Below are 17,329 nucleotides of genomic sequence, written 5' to 3'. Positions count from 1 at the left end.
GGTCTGATCTGTGAAAAAAACGTATATCTTAGACACGAATGTTCTTTTACACGATCCTCTATCAATCTTTGCTTTTGAAGATAATCACGTTATTATTCCAGCGGTTGTTTTAGAGGAATTAGATGCAAAAAAACGATATATGGATGAGATCGGCCGAAATGCAAGAGAAGTAGCTCGTTTACTTGACCAACTAAGAACGGAGGGTCCTCTGCATAAAGGAGTGGAGCTTCCTAATCATGGAACGTTAACCGTTGAATTGAATCATCGTTCTTTTGACAAGTTAGCAGCACAGCAACTCGAACCGTCGAATGATAATCGTATTTTGGCTATCACGTTAAATATTATAGAACAATCTAAACAAGCTGTTATTATCGTTAGTAAAGATGCTTTACTCCGAATTAAGGCAGATGCGTTTGGAATTCATTCAGAAGATTATTTAACTGATCGTGTTCCACAGTACGATCATATATATAAAGGCTACCAGGAAGAATGGCTTGACGCAGATTTAATGGATAAACTTTATAAAGAGAGAATGCTGACGTTTAAAGAAGCAGGTCTTACTCCAACTCATCCGAATCATTTTTACGTGTTTAAAGATGCTTCAAGTGGATCCCGTTCTGCCATTGCAATGACCGATGCGAAGGGAGCATCAATTAAGCTGTTTCACAGTGATACGGAAGGTGTTTGGGGAATTCGTCCTCGCAATGTTCAACAGAGAATGGCGTTAGAGCTTCTCACGAGAGAGGATATTCCTTTAGTAACGTTAGTAGGAAAGGCTGGGACGGGCAAAACCTTACTTTCGTTAGCAGCAGGATTATATTTAACGGAAGATTTGGGGCACTATAAAAAGTTGTTAGTAGCACGACCAGTCGTTCCGATGGGGAAAGATCTTGGGTATCTTCCGGGCGAAAAGGAAGAAAAGCTTCGTCCGTGGATGCAACCAATTTATGATAATCTAGAATTTTTATTTAACACGAATCGGGCAGGCGAATTAGATGATATTTTAGCAGGTATGAATTCGATTCAAGTGGAAGCTTTAACGTATATAAGAGGTCGAAGCATCCCGGATCAATTTATCATTATTGATGAAGCGCAAAACTTAACGAAGCATGAAGTAAAAACGATCATCACTCGAGTGGGTGAAAATAGTAAAATTGTGCTGATGGGAGATCCGAAGCAAATTGACCACCCGTATTTAGATGAATATACTAACGGGTTATCATATGTAACGGAACGAATGAAGCACTTAGATATTTCTGGACACATGAAGCTTGAAAAAGGAGAACGATCTGGCTTAGCTCAATTGGCTGCTGATCTTTTATAAAAAAACAGGAGCCACCGGCTCCTGTTTTTTTATGTAATCTTATACAATTTCAAAGCCGGTTACATTTACAATAGGAGCATCTTTATTCGATCCGTCACCAAAATAAAAGTGGAAGGGTCCATCGTCTTTAAGAGGCGATCCCTTTTCGGAGAATTTTATAAACCCGTTGTTAACAACATCTAGAGGTAAGCTTTCTTCTTGTTGCTCTGTAAGAAGTAGCTTTACCATTGTGGCTTCCTCTAGAGGCGAAGCATTTTGAATAAACGGAGCGATAGAGATTCCATAAGACTTTTCTTTAAGATCTCTTCTACTAACAGAAACAATATTCTGGTTGGATTGAGGCATTGCACCTTCCTTACGTTGACTATCAAATGCGGCTCCAAGCTGTCTATATTCTTTATCTGAAGGAGATTCCGCTTTCTCATCGAAAATGGTAGCCATGTCGACACGTCGTTCATCAAATATTAATGTACCTGGATCAATATACACAGGGTACTTAACTTGACCTTTAATCGAAACCATCATTTTATGCACACCCTTTCAATGGCTAGTATACGATATTATCTTACTAGTAGACAGACATTTGTTGCAATTTTGTTGCATAAAAGATAAGATAATGACAGAGCGCATCATTCGTTTGGTGCCTACACGTTAAGAAGCAGGAGGGATTCACATGTCAATTGAAACCCTATCCGAACAAAGTGAAAAAGCTTATGCCCTTCTTAAAGAGGATGCGAATAAGATCGTAAAGCTAATCGAAGTTCAAATGACGAATTTGACTATGCCACAATGCCCGCTTTATGAAGAGGTTTTAGATACTCAAATGTTCGGTTTATCACGAGAGATAGATTTTGCTATTCGACTCAAGCTTGTCTCAGAGGATGATGGGAAGCTTATTCTAAATGAGCTAGAACGTAGACTATCTGCGTTACATGATGCAACAATGAGAGCGAAGGAAGCAAATGGGTGAGATTGTTTACGTTCTCTAAAGGAAAAGTTGGTCCGTTTCAAAAATGGACTGGCTTTTTATTTTTGTCACGATTACAAGAGAAAAATGTTTATTAGCATGAAAACAGGGAAATAGTGATTGGTGTAGGAAGATGAATAGTTTAAGGAGATGATTCATATGGCACATAAACAAACTTCTGAAATTCTTAACAGACACGTTTCGAATTGGAATATTATGTTTGTTAAGTTGCACAATTATCACTGGAATGTAAAAGGTCATCATTTCTTTACCCTTCACGAGAAATTTGAGGAGCTCTATAACGAATCTGCTGAGCATATTGATGAATTAGCAGAGCGATTATTAGCACTTAAAGGTCGACCAGCGGCAACGATGAAACAATATTTAGAAATCGCGACAATAGAAGAAGCTGATGGAGAAAAAACATCAGATGAGATGGTGCATGCATTAATCGATGATTTCACCACTATCTCGGATGAACTTAAAAGAGATATAGAGACGTTAGAAGATGATGCGGATGACGAAGCAACAGCTGATATGCTAATTGCTATTCGTCAATCTGTTGAAAAACATCGTTGGATGCTTCGAGCGTTCGTTGGAGAATAAAAAACTGCCCCTTGGGGCAGTTTTTTTTACTTTGCGTCCGATCGTGACGCTATCAGAGCTGTATAGCACGCAGATCCAAACAATAGACTAACGATAAATGCGTGTGCAATTGTCGCATTAAGATTAAAACCTGAGAAAATAATAATGGCTCCACTAGTGACCTGTGCACTAATAAAAATAAATGTTAAAAGACCACTTAAAAATAATGGTTTATTGTCTCTATGGTGCTTTAACAGTTGAATAAATAACCCCAATACAATAAAGAATAGTAATCCAGCTACTACTCTATGACCGAACTGAATGGCAGCGGGACCAGTCAGAGTAGGAATTAATTCTCCGTTACATAAAGGCCAGCCTGCGCAGGCACCGCCAGAATTCGTATGTTTTACATAAGCACCTGTATAAACGACAAAATAAATGAACGCGACTACGAAATAAATATATCTGCGAACCCTTTTTTTAATAAATGGCTTCGTGAGCTTCGCAGGTTTTCCATCTTCAAAAGCTAGTAACGTTAAGAGTAACACGGATGCAAAAGAGATAAGAGAGAATCCAAAGTGTAACGCCATGACGGCATCAGATTGCCCCCAAACTACTGCAGCTGCTCCAAGAAGTCCTTGAAAAACAATAAAGATAACGGCCAAAATAGAAAATAGTTTTGTTTCTCTTAAATGACCGATCTTTCTCCAGGACCAAACCGCAAGGCCGATAACCATGAGACCTAGAACTGCGGAGACGACTCTATGTGTATATTCTATCATTGTTTCTATTGCTGGATTTTCTGGGATTACTTGGCCTAAGCAAAGGGGCCATTCAGGTCCGCAGGCGTCTCCAGATCCTGTTTGTGTTACTAGTGCTCCTTGAATGATGACTAAAAGCATTCCAAGTGTTGTCAGAATGCCAAACATTTTTAACGATCGATGCATGTGTTCACCGGCTTTCTATATGAATAAAAATATATTAGAATAACAAATGGCGCTTCTGTATAAAAAAGAAACATATCGTCAATAGTGTAGAGATGACAAGGTCACTTGTCAACGTGAGGTCTATTGGAGAGCTGTTTTTAGCTATCCTACAATTAATATAAATCAATCTGAGAAAGAATAATTCAATTTCACATAATTGTCACAAACATATGTGACGTAAAAAGGAACCTGAAAAAATGTGGTGAAAATACAGCAGTCTTCCTTTATAATGTGAATGAACGGTGCAAACCATTGTCTTTTCGCTTGAGACGACAGTTGTTGTCGTTTTCAAGAAATAATGATTCAGTGAATCAAAGATAATGTAATTGATAGTTAGATTAGGGGGTGAACGAAATGAGTAAACTGAGCACAATGTCTTCAGCGGATACAGTAAGCAATGTTCACGAAACAGAGCATAGTTCGGTGAATTGGCGAGATTACGTAGCAATCTCTAAAACTGGTATTGTCATGTCCAATTTGATTACTACGTTTGCAGGTTTATACTTAGCGATTTATTATACTGGTTCGACGCTTCTAGACAATGCGTTGACTGCTTTACTTACCTTGGTAGGATCAGCCTTTATTATTGCAGGGGGCTGTGCGTTAAATAACTTTGTAGATCGTGATATTGACCATTTAATGGAGAGAACGAAAGAAAGACCGACGGTTACTGGTAAATTATCCGGTCGTCAAACTCTCGCATACGGACTTGCCATTTCTTTAGCAGGTACGGCTCTATTAGCAGCGGCATCCTTAATGGCTGCATTAATAGGCGTGATCGGTCTCCTCATATATGTGGTTTTATACACGATGTGGACAAAGCGTACAACAACGTTGAACACAATTGTAGGAAGTTTCGCCGGAGCAGTTCCACCATTAATTGGTTGGGCAGCAATTGATCCGGGCCTTCATCCATATGCTTGGTCGATGTTTTTAATTATGTTTATTTGGCAACCGCCTCATTTCCTTGCATTAGCAATGAGACGGTCAGATGAATATAAAGCAGCTGGAATTCCGATGCTGCCAGTAGTAGCAGGCTTTGCACTTACAAAGCGTCAAATTATCTGGTACATCATTGCATTAATTCCAGTATCACTACTTGTGGCTAACTTTGGTATGATTTATACAGTAGCTGCTGTTTTACTCGGCGGAGGCTGGTTAGCGCTCGGGCTAGTTGGCTATCGTAAAAAAGACGACCTTGAATGGGCGACGGGTATGTTTGTTTATTCCATCAACTATTTAACGATCATGTTTGTCCTAATGGTTATTGTACACATGTTCTAAAAAGTTAGAGAGAAAGAGGGGTTTATAACGAGATGAAGCACTTATGGCGACTACTTCCATTTTCGTTCATATTGCTGTTAGCAGGATGCGGAGTGGAAAATCTTTCCGCACTTGACCCGCAGGGTCCTGTAGCTGACATGCAATTATCATTAATTCAGTTAAGCTTGTACATCATGATTCTTGTTATTGTGGTTGTATTTGCTGTGTACTTGTTCGTTCTTATTAAATTTAGAGAGCGTCCAGGCGACACACACATTCCAAAACAGGTTCATGGTAACAGAACACTGGAATTTATCTGGACAACTATTCCAATCCTTCTTCTATTAATGCTTGCAGTACCGAACGTCATGGATACGTTTACACTTGCTGAGACGAGTATTCCTGAAGCAGATGAAGATGGCGTGGAGCCAGTTCCAGGAGAAGATTATGTAACAATTCGAGCAACTGCTCACCAATTCTGGTGGGAATTTGAGTACCCAGAGTTAGAAATTAATGCTGGGCAAGAAATGTACATTCCAACAGATACACGAATTATTGTGGAACTTGAAGCGAGCGACGTTATTCACTCCTTCTGGATCCCCGCACTAGTTGGTAAGCAAGATAACGTACCAGGTATTACAAACGACCTTTGGTTTGAAGCACCTGAAGAAGGAGTTTTCTTCGGTAAATGTACAGAAATTTGTGGACCTTCCCACTGGTTAATGGACTTTAAAGTAATTGCAGTAGATCAGTCTACATTTACAACTTGGGCTGATACGATGGCGGCACCTCCAGCTGAATTTACGGAGCCACAAGGTGAAGTAGCTGTTGAAGGACGTCAAATCTTTGAAGCTAACTGTATTGCTTGTCACGCAATTGGTGATGAAGGTGGAGCAGTTGGTCCTAACTTCACAAACTATGCAGACCGTGAAGTTGTGGCAGGTTTCCTAGAGCACACAGATGAAAATCTACGCGAATGGATCCGTGATCCACAGAGCTTAAAGCCTGGAAACGAAATGCCTGCTTTCGATGAATCAACTTTATCTGAGGAAGAGTTAGATTCTTTAATTGAGTATATCGATACACTACAAATACTAGAGTAAACGCTCTTAAAGGAGGTAATTTCACGTGTCTAACGCTAAGGCGCAGCCTAAGAGTGTTCTCTGGGATTGGCTAACAACAGTTGACCATAAAAAGATCGGTATTATGTATATGGTCGCTGGTTTGTTCTTCTTTGCACTAGGTGGTTTAGAAGCCATCCTAATGCGAATCCAGCTCATGTTTCCAGAGTTTTCATTTTTAGGTTACCAAACATACAATGAAGTATTAACTATGCATGGTACAACTATGATCTTCCTAGCTGCCATGCCGCTATTATTTGGTTTTATGAACTTTATCGTCCCGCTTCAAATTGGAGCGCGTGACGTAGCATTCCCATTTTTAAACTCACTTGGTTTTTGGTTATTCCTCTTTGGGGGACTTCTACTTAACGTGAGTTGGTTTACTGGTGGAGCACCTGATGCTGCATGGACAGCTTATGTGCCACTATCGAGTGACTCTCCAGGTCACGGGGTAGACTATTATGTATTAGGTTTACAGGTGTCTGGTGCAGGTACACTTATCGGGGGGATCAACTTCCTCGTAACGATTATTAACATGCGTGCCCCTGGTATGAGTATGATGCGTATGCCACTATTCACATGGAGTACATTCGTAACATCAATGCTTATTCTATTTGCTTTCCCAGCATTAACAATTGGACTTTTACTACTTATGCTTGATCGCATCTTCGGAGGAGCATTCTTTGATGTTGCGGCAGGCGGTAACGTTGTTATCTGGCAGCATTTATTCTGGATCTTTGGACACCCTGAGGTATATATCTTAATCTTACCTGCATTCGGTATGTTCTCTGAGATCATCGCAACATTTGCAAAGAAACGCCTATTCGGTTATTCCGCAATGGTTTTCGCAACATTAATCATTGGTTTCTTAGGATTCATGGTATGGGCTCACCACATGTTTACAGTTGGTATGGGTCCAGTAGCAAACGCAATCTTTGCTGTAGCAACGATGGCAATTGCAGTCCCAACAGGTATTAAGATCTTTAACTGGCTCCTCACTCTATGGGGTGGTCGAATTAAATTTACAGTAGCAAACCTGTTTGCATTAGCATTCATTCCTTCCTTCACAATGGGTGGGGTAACAGGGGTTATGCTTGCAACAAGTGCTGCTAACTATCAGTTCCACGATACGTACTTTGTAGTAGCTCACTTCCACTACGTTATTATTGGTGGGGTAGTATTCGGTATCTTCGCTGGAATGTTCTACTGGTGGCCAAAAATGTTTGGTTATCGTTTAGACGAGACATTAGGAAAAATCTTCTTCTGGTTATTCTTAATTGGTTTCCACTTAACATTCTTTGTTCAACATTTCCTAGGCTTAATGGGTATGCCACGTCGTGTTGCATCTTTCCTAGATGGTCAAGGATTAAATGAAATGAACCTAATTAGTACTATCGGAGCATTTATGATGGGTGTAGCATTTATCATCCTTGTCATTACATTAATCGTATCTCGTAAGAATACAGATAACGTTGATGATCCATGGGATGGTCGTACACTTGAGTGGGCAACTCCATCTCCAGTACCAGAGTACAACTTTGCTCAAACGCCATTAGTACGTGAATTAGATGCTTTATGGCATGAGAAGTACGAAGGTGACGGTAAGATGAAGGCAGCAGAACCACTTGATGACATCCACATGCCTAACGGATCGATTTTACCTATCTTTATTTCTCTTGGTTTAACAGTAGCGAGTTTTGGATTAATTTATTCCACACACGTTATTACTGTAATAGGACTTCTGATCACGTTTGGAGCAATGTTCGTTCGATCTATTAAAGAAGATCACGGATATCATATTCCTGTTTCTGAAATCAAACGTGGGAAAGGGGAGCGCTAATAATGGCTACGAATGAAGCTGTAGATCAGCATACCCTTCCACCGAATCCCGAAAAAGCGACGCTGGAAGGTCGTAATAAGTACTTAGGATTCTGGTTCTTCCTTGGTGGAGAAACTGTCCTGTTTGCAAGTTTATTTGGTACGTACCTTGGTCTGCGTAATAGTACTGCAGGCGGTCCTGGTGGAGCGGATCTTTTCCACCTTGACTTAGTATTTATCATGACAATGATCCTTTTAACGAGTTCACTTACGAGTGTGTTCGCGATCATTAATATGAGAAGAAACAATTATAAAGGTTTATTAATGTGGATGTGGGCTACTGTATTATTAGGTCTTACATTCCTTGGCTTTGAGGTTTACGAGTTCTATGAGTATTACCACCAAGGTCTAGGCTTTACAACAAGTGCCTTTGCATCTTCCTTCTATACATTAGTTGGAACGCACGGAGCACACGTAACGTTCGGTGTTCTTTGGATTATCACATTACTCGTGCGTTATCGTAAAACTGGATTAACGTTAACAAATGCACCGAAGTTCTATACGGCTGTTTTATATTGGCACTTTATCGACGTCGTATGGGTATTCATCTTCACAGTTGTATATCTACTAGGAATTGGAGGTTGATCTTATGAGCACACATTTAGATCCAAGTGCACCGTTACAGGGCAGTGCTTCTAAAGCGACGGAGCGTAAGCTTAAGCAAGAGGCACGTACTCAGGTCGTCTCATACGTGTTTATGATCTTCATCACATCCACAGCATTCCTAACAATTGCGACAGATATTATTCCATCAAGCTTTGGTATTCCATTCATTCTATTGCTTGCAGGTGTTCAAGTCGTTATGCAACTTTACTTCTTCATGCACATGAAGGATAAAGGTACTGGTTGGGTAAATGCGATGATCTGGTCAGGGATGTTCGTTGCCGCTATTACTGTAGCAACGCTCATGCTTCTACTGGGTATTAACAAATACTAACGCGCGTACAGACTACTCTGGGTATCCTGGAGTAGTCTTTGCTTTCTTAAATTCGACACTTTCATGAACGAATGGATTATTCCTTGACCGTCATTAGTGCTAGGACTTATGATGAGGGAGGAAAATATCGTTTGTTACTTTAGAAAGCGAGGCAGCATGATGGCAACATTCTTACCGTTTATTAGCACAGTTTTTATTGGGCTAAGCGCCCTTTTTGTAGCAATTGGTTGGTACCTTGTTTCTCAAAGAAAGATAGAAGCTCATAAAAAAGTGATGTTTTGGGCAGCGGTATTAGCTGTAATCTTTTTTGTTACTTACCTGTCAAAAACATTCTTTATCGGCTCCACCTCGTTTGGAGGACCAGATAGTGTTGTTTTACCTTATACGATCTTTTTAATATTCCATATTACAATGGCTACAATTGCCGCAGTGTTAGGAATTATACAGCTTACAACCGGATATAAAAACCGGTTGAAGTCTCATAGACGTTTAGGGCCAATTACATCAATTATATGGTTTATATCTGCAACTACTGGAATTGCCGTGTATTTGCTCTTATATGTCATCTATCCACCAGGAGAGACTACTAACTTATTTAATGCTATCTTAAATACAGTTATTACGTCCTATTAGATAGTGTAGGGAAATGGAATAGAGAAAAAGCAGAAGCCGCTATGTGGCTTCTGCTTTTTTCAGTTTTATGATGAGATGCAGGAGAAAAGAAGAGTGTTTAGGCACGTAGTAAAGGAACAGAGTTCGTGTCAGGAGGGAAACTGTGCGTTTTGATGTTGAAAACACGAAAGGTAATAAAAACCACGCAAGTTGAAGGTGCGATCGCGCGAAAGTCGAGAGGAATCGCGTGAAAAAACGATACGACTGCGCAAGTTTGTAAAAATCGCGCAAGTTAAAGGGAGAACTGCGCGAGTTGAAGGTGTGAATGCGCGAAAGTCGAGGGGAATCGCGTGAAAAAACGATACGACTGCGCAAGCTCGTAAAAACCGCGCAAGTTAAAGGGAGAACTGCGCGAGTTGAAGGTGTGAATGCGCGAAAGTCGAGGGGAATCGCGTGAAAAAACGATACGACTGCGCAAGCTCGTAAAAACCGCGCAAGTTAAAGGGAGAACCGCGCAAGTTGAAGGTGCGATCGCGCGAAAGTCGAGGGGGACCGCGTGAAAAAACGATACAACTGCGCAAGCTGTAAACACACGCGTCACCTTAAATCTAGCTCAACAGCATAATAAAACAGCCGACAAAAAAGAGGCTGAGTCCTACCCCAACCTCTAAATTTTAAAATTAAGTTTGATGATCCCTGCTTCACGTGCGCTAGTGAATAAGATAACTGCTAGTGGTCCTAATACGAAGCCAATAGCACCAAATAGCATTAAACCCACATAGAGCGAAATCAGTGTTGCTAACGGAGACAAACCAATGTGATGTCCCATCACTTTAGGTTCAACTGTACGTCTGATTGCGAGTAGAATAAACGCGAGTACTAAAAGCTGAATGCCAATACTTGGATTTCCGACCATGAGGTGATATAAAGCCCAAGGGGCTAAGATAACAATAGATCCTATGATTGGAACGAAATCAATCAGCCAGATAATTATTGACATAATTAAAGCAACTTCTGGGGCTATAATTAATAAACCTATAAACGATACAACAAAAATGATAATGCTGACTAAAAACTGAGCTTTAAAAAATCCAAAGATGACATAAGAAAGTCTTGCAGACATAAAGCGAACTTTCTCAGCAGTTTCCTCTTTGAAATAGCCAAATAGTTTTGTTTTAAGCCTTGGTAAATCGACTAAAAACATGAATAAGGCAATAAGATAAACGAGCAATGAGACAATATACGAAGGTATACGTATCAAGATATTCGTCACATGTCCAATAAAGTCTACGCTCTGAATCGTATCTCGTAAGTCTGCGAGTTGCATCGTAACAGCTCTATCGATATCGTTAACGATATCCTGAGATAAGTAATCAAATTGTTCACGTAAATTCTCTAGGAAAACCATCCACGCAACATTTATATCGTTTATTATGTTTGGCAGGTTTTCAATAAATGAATTCAGTTGCGTAATCGCTCTTGTTAGTGCGAAGTAAGTAATTATAGCAAGCGTTGCAACAAACAGCATGAACACAATAAAGACGGAGAATGTTCGTGTTAACTTCGTCTTACTCTCGAGGGCTTTAACAGCTGGAGAAAGAAAAAGGGCTGTTATGAACGCTAGAATAAGCGGTAGCGATACTGGTAAAACGAAGTACAGCAGTAACGCAATAAGGATAACGCCTAAAAGTATGTATAGCGTTTTTTTCTTTTGCGGTGTCAAAACGTAAGCCCCTTTCTTTAACCCTACTAAGTGTTTAAAAAAACTTTCGATCAAATAAGACGTATTTCATGTCTTTAGCATTAGATCGAAAGTTAGCGTTCTAGATTAGTCCTGCTTTTCAGCTTCAATCTTGCCTTGTACAAGGTTGAGCTTTTGTGCGCATTTATCTAATACGCGTGTTGGGAATTCTTCATCATACTCGATGCCGTGTGGATAGTAGTGCTTACCTACGTAAGGTACCATCATGCGGACTGTTGAGCCTGCTTTAGGAATTTCGCCTTGTTCCACGTGGGCTGGGATTCGGAAATAGTACGTATCGTTTTTAACTTCATCAATCATTTTGTAATCGAATGTTACTCGTTCGTAGTCAAACTGATAGTCAAATCCTGATTCGTTCATAATTTCTTCTAGTACTTGGAACTCGATAATAACACCTTCGAGCTTATTTTCTTTAAATTTCATCGTGTGCCTCCTAACAGCGTGGTTACTTCATCTCTTTCATCATATTATGAAATCGCAGCGGTTGCAACGATGACTGAACAAAAGAGAGAATAAATTTTCTGTGACCACACATACTAGTCTCTGAACGATTTTAAAAGGAGGCTATTACTATGCAAAAAGTCCGTGATATTATGACAAAGAACGTAGAAACGTGTGACCCAACTGACACAATTTATGAAGTTGCAGTTAAAATGAGAGAGCAGGGAGTCGGATCTATTCCAATATGTGAGGGAGAGAAGCTCATTGGAATGGTTACCGACCGAGACTTGGTCATTCGTGATATCGCGTTAAAAAAAGCCAATTCTTCGCCTATTAGTGAAATTATGACCGATCAAATTTATACGGTTAAAGAAGAAGATTCTCTTGAGCGTGCTGCTGAGACAATGGCGAGTCACCAAGTCAGACGTGTCCCCGTAGTGGAGGGAGAAACGCTTGTCGGTATTGTCGCCCTAAAAGACATCTCTTTAACCAATACAATGGCTCATGAAGCGACTGAAACGCTTCACGATATTTCTGAATCACATGGACCAGTTAATTAACTAGGGGGCGCAATTTGCGTCCTCTTTACGTTCTTCTGTATAATAGAAAGTAGGAAGGACGTGACATGTGTGAAGTTTTTTGTGTTTGCTGCAGCATTTGTAGCTATTTTAGCCGTCGCATTTTTCTATCAGGAAGAAGAGCAAGTAGCTCCAGAGTCGCAGGTTGAGTATGAGGCTGAGACTGAACCTATCATGCAAGAAGATGGGTGGTCAAAAAATCTATCCTCATTGATGACTATGACAGAAACGGAGCTAATAGAAGTATTCGATGAACCTACAAGGATCGATGGTACACCATATGGCTATGAGTGGTATGTGTACGAAAATGAAGTACCTAGCTTTCAAGTAGGGATTAGTAATGGTGAAGTCGTAACAGCTTATTCAAATGAAGAACAGATAACGATCGAAGACTATATAGTAGGGGATGCTTCCACTTTTACATCACCAAACGAAATAACCCTCGCGAGTGGGCTAAATCGTTATACATTCCAATTAACAGATGAAGAGCTACAAACGAAGCCGCTAATAGAGGTTGGAGAAGGTTTATTTGCGCAAGTATATCTTGATCGGCACGATCAAACCATTTCCTCTATTCGATTAATGGAGGAGGACGTATTGCTAGCGCACCGTCCATACACGGTTTCATACCGAGGAGAACTACCTGAGCAGCCTACTAGCGAAGATTTTGTAGCAAATGATTGGCGAGATGGGCAGGAGGAGCAAATCCTTCACCTCACAAATGTGATTCGTGATAGACGAAGTCTTCAAAATGTCGAATGGCATGAGGAAGCAAGTGAGGTAGCGTATTCCCATAGTAGAGAAATGGATGAGCTTGGTTACTTCGCGCATGATTCTCCAGTCAGCGGGAGTTTGTCTGATAGATTTCAAGCACAAGACATTCTTTACATGCTTATTGGCGAAAATATAGCAAGTAATTACGTAGACGGGATAGATGCCGTTGAAGGCTGGCTAAATAGCCCTGGTCATAGGGAACAACTATTTAACGAAGAGTGGACACACTTAGGCGTTGGTGTGCACGATCGTTTTTACACGCAAAATTTTATCGTTCCTTATTAAGTCACAAGATAGGAGCCTCCTGCTTATACTAATAATAAAAGCAGGAGGTCTTTTATATGACTCAAGATAAATCGGTATTAATTGAAGAGTTTAAGCAGTACGTGTTGGATCATCCGGAGTTTATTGAGACAAACAAAGAAAAATCCCTTCAAGACTTATTTGAAGAGTGGCACTTATTTAAAGACGAGGAAAAGCCAAGTTCTGCTTCAGAGCTCCCCTTCCTAGATGTGTTGAAGAAGTTTAACGTACAAGATCTTCAGCAACATTTAATGCAGTTAGGCTCCGTATTGGGCTCGGTTCAAGAAGTTATGGCACCTTTTAAACAGCAGCAACAACCGCCGACACAACCCGAACCCCCTAGACAGCGTTCTATCTTTTCTTTAGGAGATGATTAAATGTCTCCAGAGCTACTTACCACTGTGCGAAACAATAAAGATCTGTATCGCTTCGTTCAGACTCACCCGAGCTGGTATCGTTATTTAAGCAGGCATCCTAGGTATTTAGAGAAGGCTCAAAAAGAGGCGATCATATTTGCGGGTAAATCAATTCCTCAGAGAATCGATAAGCTATCAAACCAAGTTCAGGCTGTTCAATTTTTACTTGAGGTTATAAATATGAATAGGGGCTAATAACGAGCCCTTTCATTTCAAGAATTAAACGTGTTATACTCTACCTTAGGAGGTGGCGTCTAACAAATGATGACATTAACGGATGTATCCATCCTTTTTGAAGCAGAGGATTTTGGTGACATAATTGTAGAATCGGAAGTTTTCCACCATTATATAGAAACAAAAGAAGCGTTACTACACGATGAGCTTGCTCAAAAAAAGCTCGCCCACTTTAGTAAACTAAAAGAAAAGTATGAAGAAGTGCAGCGGTTTGGTAAATATCACCCAGACTTCCGTACGGTTACAACGGAAGTGCGTGAATACAAGCGAACGGTAGATACCGAGCCTTCTATTGCAGCCTTTAAAAAGGCGGAAAAAGAGCTCGAAACATTATTAAGAGAAGTAAGTGAAGTAATTGCTCATAACGTATCCCCTCAAATTATGGTGCCTACTGGCAACCCATTCTTTGATGCGAAGGGATGCTCAGGTGGCTGTGGCTCCGGCGGAAGCTGTAGCTGTAGCGCTTAAGGAAAGGGGATTCGTATGACAGATCGCGTCGGTTTAGCCGTGTATATCCATTCTCTCAAGCAAGTGCGTCAGCTTAAGCGTTTTGGTCACATTCACTACGTTTCTAAAAAAATGAAATATGTCATTCTTTATTGTGACGTTGATCGTTCGGAAGAGACGATGAAAAAGCTCAAAAGCTTTCATTTTGTGAAAGAAGTGGCGATGTCTATGAGACCTTGGATTAAAACAGAGTATGAAAGTAAAGTACCAAACAAAGAGAAAAAAGATGACTATAAAATGGGCATTTAAAAAAATAACCTGCAGTTAAGTAACTGCAGGTTGCCTCATTGCAAGAACCACTCCTTGCAAGGCGATGGGAGAGGAGAAATAAAAGCGATACGCCTATGGGGAAGTAGGCGCATAGCTCTAGCAGCGCATGCTGCTTTTTTTAGTATAGACAGGCTTTTAGTGAAACATACATAGAATAACGAACACAGGTGATAACGATGAGAGTAATTAGTGGAGATAGAAGAGGGATGCAACTGAAGGCCGTTCCAGGTCAATCGACAAGACCTACAACGGATAAAGTAAAAGAATCTATTTTTAATATGATTGGTCCTTACTTTGATGGCGGAATGATGCTGGATTTATACGGTGGGAGCGGATCTATCGGTATCGAAGCGATTTCTCGTGGCATGAGTCATGCTATTTTAGTCGATAAAGATAAAAAAGCAATTGATACAATAAACGCAAATGTAAAACAAGCTCGCTATGAAGACGAGATTGATGTATATCGCAATGATTCGGAGAGAGCGCTTAAAGCGATTGTAAAAAAAGAACATCAATTTGCGCTTATTTTTTTAGATCCTCCTTATAAAAATCATCGTTTAGATAAGGAACTACTTTTTATAGCAGAAAATAAGTTACTAGAAAAAAATGGTATCATCGTCGTCGAACACGCTTTTGATGAACCGTTACAAGAACAGTACGAGGAATTAATGTGTATTCGTGAAGAACGTTATGGAGATACAATGATCAGCTTATTTGAGTGGAAGGAGCAGTCTGAATGAAAACAGCTTTAGTACCAGGTAGCTTTGATCCAATTACGGCCGGGCATGTAGATATTATTAAGCGAGCAGCGACGTTATTTGATCATGTCGTTGTAGCCGTGTTAACGAATAGTAAAAAGCAGCCCCTATTTTCGACAGTAGAACGGAAGGAATTAATCCGTACAAGTTTAGAAGGGGTCGAGAATGTTAGCGTTGAAGCCTTCGATGGGTTACTCATGGACATTGCTAAGCAAAAGGATGCTGTTGCCATAGTAAAAGGCCTTCGCTCGGTGACGGATTTTGAATATGAAGCGGCTATGTCTTCGATGAATCAAGCGATCGATCCATCCATTCAAACTGTGTTTTTACAAACAGACCCAGCACTATCCTTTGTTAGTTCATCTATTGTAAAAGAAGTAGCTAAATATGAGGCACTCCCAGAGAATTTAGTGCCTCCTCACGTAGCTGATGCGCTGCGTGCTAAATTTGCGGATAAGTAATATGCCGTAAATAAGTAAGGTTAATGCCGTGACCCAAGGAAGGCCGTACGTAGAGATGCTTAATTCAGGTTGATTAAAAACTGGAGTATCCGATAATGATAAAAATGGTAAAGCGATAGTCATGAGCCCAGCAGAGATGGTCCCGTGGAGAAGTCTGCTTAGTAAAAACATACGATACCTGACGGGTGTGTGTGCCAAAATGCTCGCTACTTGTGCGTGCACACTCAGCCCGTTAAAGCCGAGTAAAAAGGAGATGAGTATGAGTTTTATCTGGATGGAAGCAGAGGATGACCCAATTAACTCCGCACCAATTGTCAGCTCAAATATACCTGCTACGAGGCCATGCGTTAATGCCTCATCTAAGAATGGTAGAGCGATCAAGAGTACATCTGCGATGGGCAAAGACGCTTGTATGACAGAAAAGACGATCATTAGTCCACCAATGAGTAAAAGAGTTTCCGTCGCTTGCTTAATGGAATCCGATAATAGCTTACCAATTGGTGCTTCTGATCGAACCGGAGTTAGAGAAGGCATCGAGCGAGCGTTGTTTTTATAATACATTCGGAGTAATAGCCCGACGAATACATTTCCGATGTAGTGACACGCAGCTAAAAAAATTCCAGTGCGCGGCTCATGTAAAAACCCTACCGCAATGGCGCCCGTTATAAAGATGGGATTCGATGCATTTGTAAAGCAAACAAGATGCTCGGCAGTTTGCTTCGTAATGGCTCGCTTTGAATAAAGTTGTTCGGTTAATTTAGCTCCCATCGGAAATCCGGCTACTGTCCCCATTACAAGAACAAAACCGGCTTCTCCAGGAAGGCGAAACAAAGGTCTCATAAAAGGGGCAAAAAGCTTACTTACATAGGAGACAACTCCTCCTTTTATAAGCAAATCAGTGAGCACAAAAAAAGGTAAAAGTGAGGGGAATACGATATTCCACCACGTTGTCATACCGCGAGTAGCGGCGGTAAGTGCGGTATCCGGAGAGAGGATCATCATGATCATGGTCAAAGCTGTGAAGCAGCTAATAAGCTTTAGTGCAGTCATGGATTTTCTCCCCTTTAGAAATATTTCGCTACTAAAAAGCATATGACTGTATGGACAAGTTAGAACGAGGGCGACTTATTAGCAAAAGTAGTCTGATTACGG

General features: G+C 40.6%; 22 protein-coding genes. 17 read left to right on the top strand and 5 right to left on the bottom strand.

Annotated features, from left to right (window positions below; genetic code table 11):
- Positions 1 to 10 precede the first annotated feature (10 nt).
- Positions 11 to 1,324: a PhoH family protein gene (locus tag FLK61_RS11480; RefSeq protein ID WP_176009595.1), complete on the top strand. Its 1,314-nt coding sequence runs from the start codon at positions 11 to 13 to the stop codon at positions 1,322 to 1,324.
- A gap of 39 nt (positions 1,325 to 1,363) precedes the next feature.
- On the opposite strand, the gene FLK61_RS11475 is transcribed toward FLK61_RS11480, so the two are convergent.
- Positions 1,364 to 1,849, bottom strand: coding sequence for a peptidyl-prolyl cis-trans isomerase (locus tag FLK61_RS11475; protein ID WP_176009594.1), 486 nt, complete (start codon positions 1,847 to 1,849; stop codon positions 1,364 to 1,366).
- Positions 1,850 to 1,997: 148 nt separating this feature from the next.
- On the opposite strand from FLK61_RS11475, the gene FLK61_RS11470 reads away from it, so the two are divergent.
- Together FLK61_RS11470 and FLK61_RS11465 are read left to right on the top strand one after the other, a co-directional pair.
- Positions 1,998 to 2,294, top strand: a complete 297-nt coding sequence (locus tag FLK61_RS11470) for an Fpa/YlaN family protein (RefSeq protein WP_176009593.1) — start codon at positions 1,998 to 2,000, stop codon at positions 2,292 to 2,294.
- A gap of 156 nt (positions 2,295 to 2,450) precedes the next feature.
- Positions 2,451 to 2,897 carry a Dps family protein gene (locus tag FLK61_RS11465; protein ID WP_176009592.1) on the top strand — a complete coding sequence of 149 codons (447 nt, stop codon included), beginning with the start codon at positions 2,451 to 2,453 and terminating at the stop codon, positions 2,895 to 2,897.
- Positions 2,898 to 2,923: 26 nt separating this feature from the next.
- Here the strand turns inward: FLK61_RS11465 and FLK61_RS11460 are convergent, their stop codons facing one another.
- Positions 2,924 to 3,823 (bottom strand): COX15/CtaA family protein, encoded by a 900-nt coding sequence (locus FLK61_RS11460; RefSeq protein ID WP_176009591.1) that lies wholly within the window; start codon positions 3,821 to 3,823, stop codon positions 2,924 to 2,926.
- 393 nt (positions 3,824 to 4,216) lie between these two features.
- Between FLK61_RS11460 and cyoE the strand changes: the two genes are divergently transcribed.
- The 6 genes from cyoE to FLK61_RS11430 all read left to right on the top strand — a co-directional run bounded on the left by cyoE (position 4,217) and on the right by FLK61_RS11430 (position 9,694).
- Entirely contained in the window at positions 4,217 to 5,146 is a 930-nt protein-coding gene (gene cyoE, locus FLK61_RS11455; protein WP_176009590.1) for a heme o synthase, read from the top strand.
- 32 nt (positions 5,147 to 5,178) lie between these two features.
- The gene (coxB, locus tag FLK61_RS11450; RefSeq protein WP_176009589.1) at positions 5,179 to 6,228 is read left to right on the top strand and encodes a cytochrome c oxidase subunit II; all 1,050 of its coding nucleotides are present in this window, start codon (positions 5,179 to 5,181) and stop codon (positions 6,226 to 6,228) included.
- 25 nt (positions 6,229 to 6,253) lie between these two features.
- Complete coding sequence (gene ctaD, locus FLK61_RS11445) at positions 6,254 to 8,086, top strand: cytochrome c oxidase subunit I (protein ID WP_176009588.1); 1,833 nt, start codon at positions 6,254 to 6,256, stop codon at positions 8,084 to 8,086.
- Between the two features lie 2 nt (positions 8,087 to 8,088).
- A complete protein-coding gene (locus FLK61_RS11440) occupies positions 8,089 to 8,709 on the top strand; it encodes a cytochrome (ubi)quinol oxidase subunit III (RefSeq protein WP_176009587.1) in 621 nt (206 codons plus the stop codon).
- 4 nt (positions 8,710 to 8,713) lie between these two features.
- Positions 8,714 to 9,061, top strand: a complete 348-nt coding sequence (locus FLK61_RS11435) for a cytochrome C oxidase subunit IV family protein (protein WP_176009586.1) — start codon at positions 8,714 to 8,716, stop codon at positions 9,059 to 9,061.
- A gap of 111 nt (positions 9,062 to 9,172) precedes the next feature.
- Positions 9,173 to 9,694 (top strand): DUF420 domain-containing protein, encoded by a 522-nt coding sequence (locus FLK61_RS11430; protein WP_249777736.1) that lies wholly within the window; start codon positions 9,173 to 9,175, stop codon positions 9,692 to 9,694.
- Between the two features lie 646 nt (positions 9,695 to 10,340).
- Here the strand turns inward: FLK61_RS11430 and ytvI are convergent.
- Together ytvI and FLK61_RS11420 are read right to left on the bottom strand one after the other, a co-directional pair.
- Entirely contained in the window at positions 10,341 to 11,396 is a 1,056-nt protein-coding gene (ytvI, locus tag FLK61_RS11425; protein WP_176009585.1) for a sporulation integral membrane protein YtvI, read from the bottom strand.
- 105 nt (positions 11,397 to 11,501) lie between these two features.
- On the bottom strand, positions 11,502 to 11,858 hold the full coding sequence (locus FLK61_RS11420; RefSeq protein ID WP_176009584.1) for a YugN family protein: 357 nt from the start codon (positions 11,856 to 11,858) through the stop codon (positions 11,502 to 11,504).
- A gap of 149 nt (positions 11,859 to 12,007) precedes the next feature.
- Here FLK61_RS11420 and FLK61_RS11415 point away from each other — a divergent pair, with 149 nt between their 5' ends.
- From FLK61_RS11415 to coaD, 8 genes are all read left to right on the top strand, one after another.
- Entirely contained in the window at positions 12,008 to 12,436 is a 429-nt protein-coding gene (locus FLK61_RS11415; protein WP_176009583.1) for a CBS domain-containing protein, read from the top strand.
- 69 nt (positions 12,437 to 12,505) lie between these two features.
- Positions 12,506 to 13,513, top strand: a complete 1,008-nt coding sequence (locus FLK61_RS11410; RefSeq protein WP_176009582.1) for a CAP domain-containing protein — start codon at positions 12,506 to 12,508, stop codon at positions 13,511 to 13,513.
- A gap of 56 nt (positions 13,514 to 13,569) precedes the next feature.
- Positions 13,570 to 13,908, top strand: a complete 339-nt coding sequence (gene ylbD / locus FLK61_RS11405; protein ID WP_176009581.1) for a spore coat protein YlbD — start codon at positions 13,570 to 13,572, stop codon at positions 13,906 to 13,908.
- Positions 13,909 to 14,142 (top strand): YlbE-like family protein, encoded by a 234-nt coding sequence (locus FLK61_RS11400; RefSeq protein ID WP_176009580.1) that lies wholly within the window; start codon positions 13,909 to 13,911, stop codon positions 14,140 to 14,142. It abuts the gene before it with no gap.
- A 66-nt stretch (positions 14,143 to 14,208) separates the two neighbouring features.
- The gene (locus FLK61_RS11395) at positions 14,209 to 14,649 is read left to right on the top strand and encodes a YlbF/YmcA family competence regulator (RefSeq protein ID WP_176009579.1); all 441 of its coding nucleotides are present in this window, start codon (positions 14,209 to 14,211) and stop codon (positions 14,647 to 14,649) included.
- A gap of 15 nt (positions 14,650 to 14,664) precedes the next feature.
- Positions 14,665 to 14,937, top strand: a complete 273-nt coding sequence (locus FLK61_RS11390; RefSeq protein WP_176009578.1) for a YlbG family protein — start codon at positions 14,665 to 14,667, stop codon at positions 14,935 to 14,937.
- 197 nt (positions 14,938 to 15,134) lie between these two features.
- Positions 15,135 to 15,698, top strand: a complete 564-nt coding sequence (gene rsmD, locus FLK61_RS11385) for a 16S rRNA (guanine(966)-N(2))-methyltransferase RsmD (protein ID WP_176009577.1) — start codon at positions 15,135 to 15,137, stop codon at positions 15,696 to 15,698.
- Positions 15,695 to 16,177, top strand: coding sequence for a pantetheine-phosphate adenylyltransferase (gene coaD, locus FLK61_RS11380; protein WP_176009576.1), 483 nt, complete (start codon positions 15,695 to 15,697; stop codon positions 16,175 to 16,177). The genes rsmD and coaD overlap by 4 nt, the downstream gene beginning before the upstream one ends.
- Here coaD and ylbJ read toward each other — a convergent pair.
- Entirely contained in the window at positions 16,124 to 17,227 is a 1,104-nt protein-coding gene (ylbJ, locus tag FLK61_RS11375) for a sporulation integral membrane protein YlbJ (RefSeq protein ID WP_176009575.1), read from the bottom strand. The two genes, coaD and ylbJ, sit on opposite strands and share 54 nt — an antisense overlap.
- Positions 17,228 to 17,329: the final 102 nt, after the last annotated feature.

Source organism: Paenalkalicoccus suaedae, from assembly GCF_006965545.2.
Lineage (GTDB): Bacteria > Bacillota > Bacilli > Bacillales > Salisediminibacteriaceae > Paenalkalicoccus > Paenalkalicoccus suaedae.
Note: the sequence above shows the minus strand (reverse complement) of the source record. Positions and strands in the feature narration are given on the sequence as shown.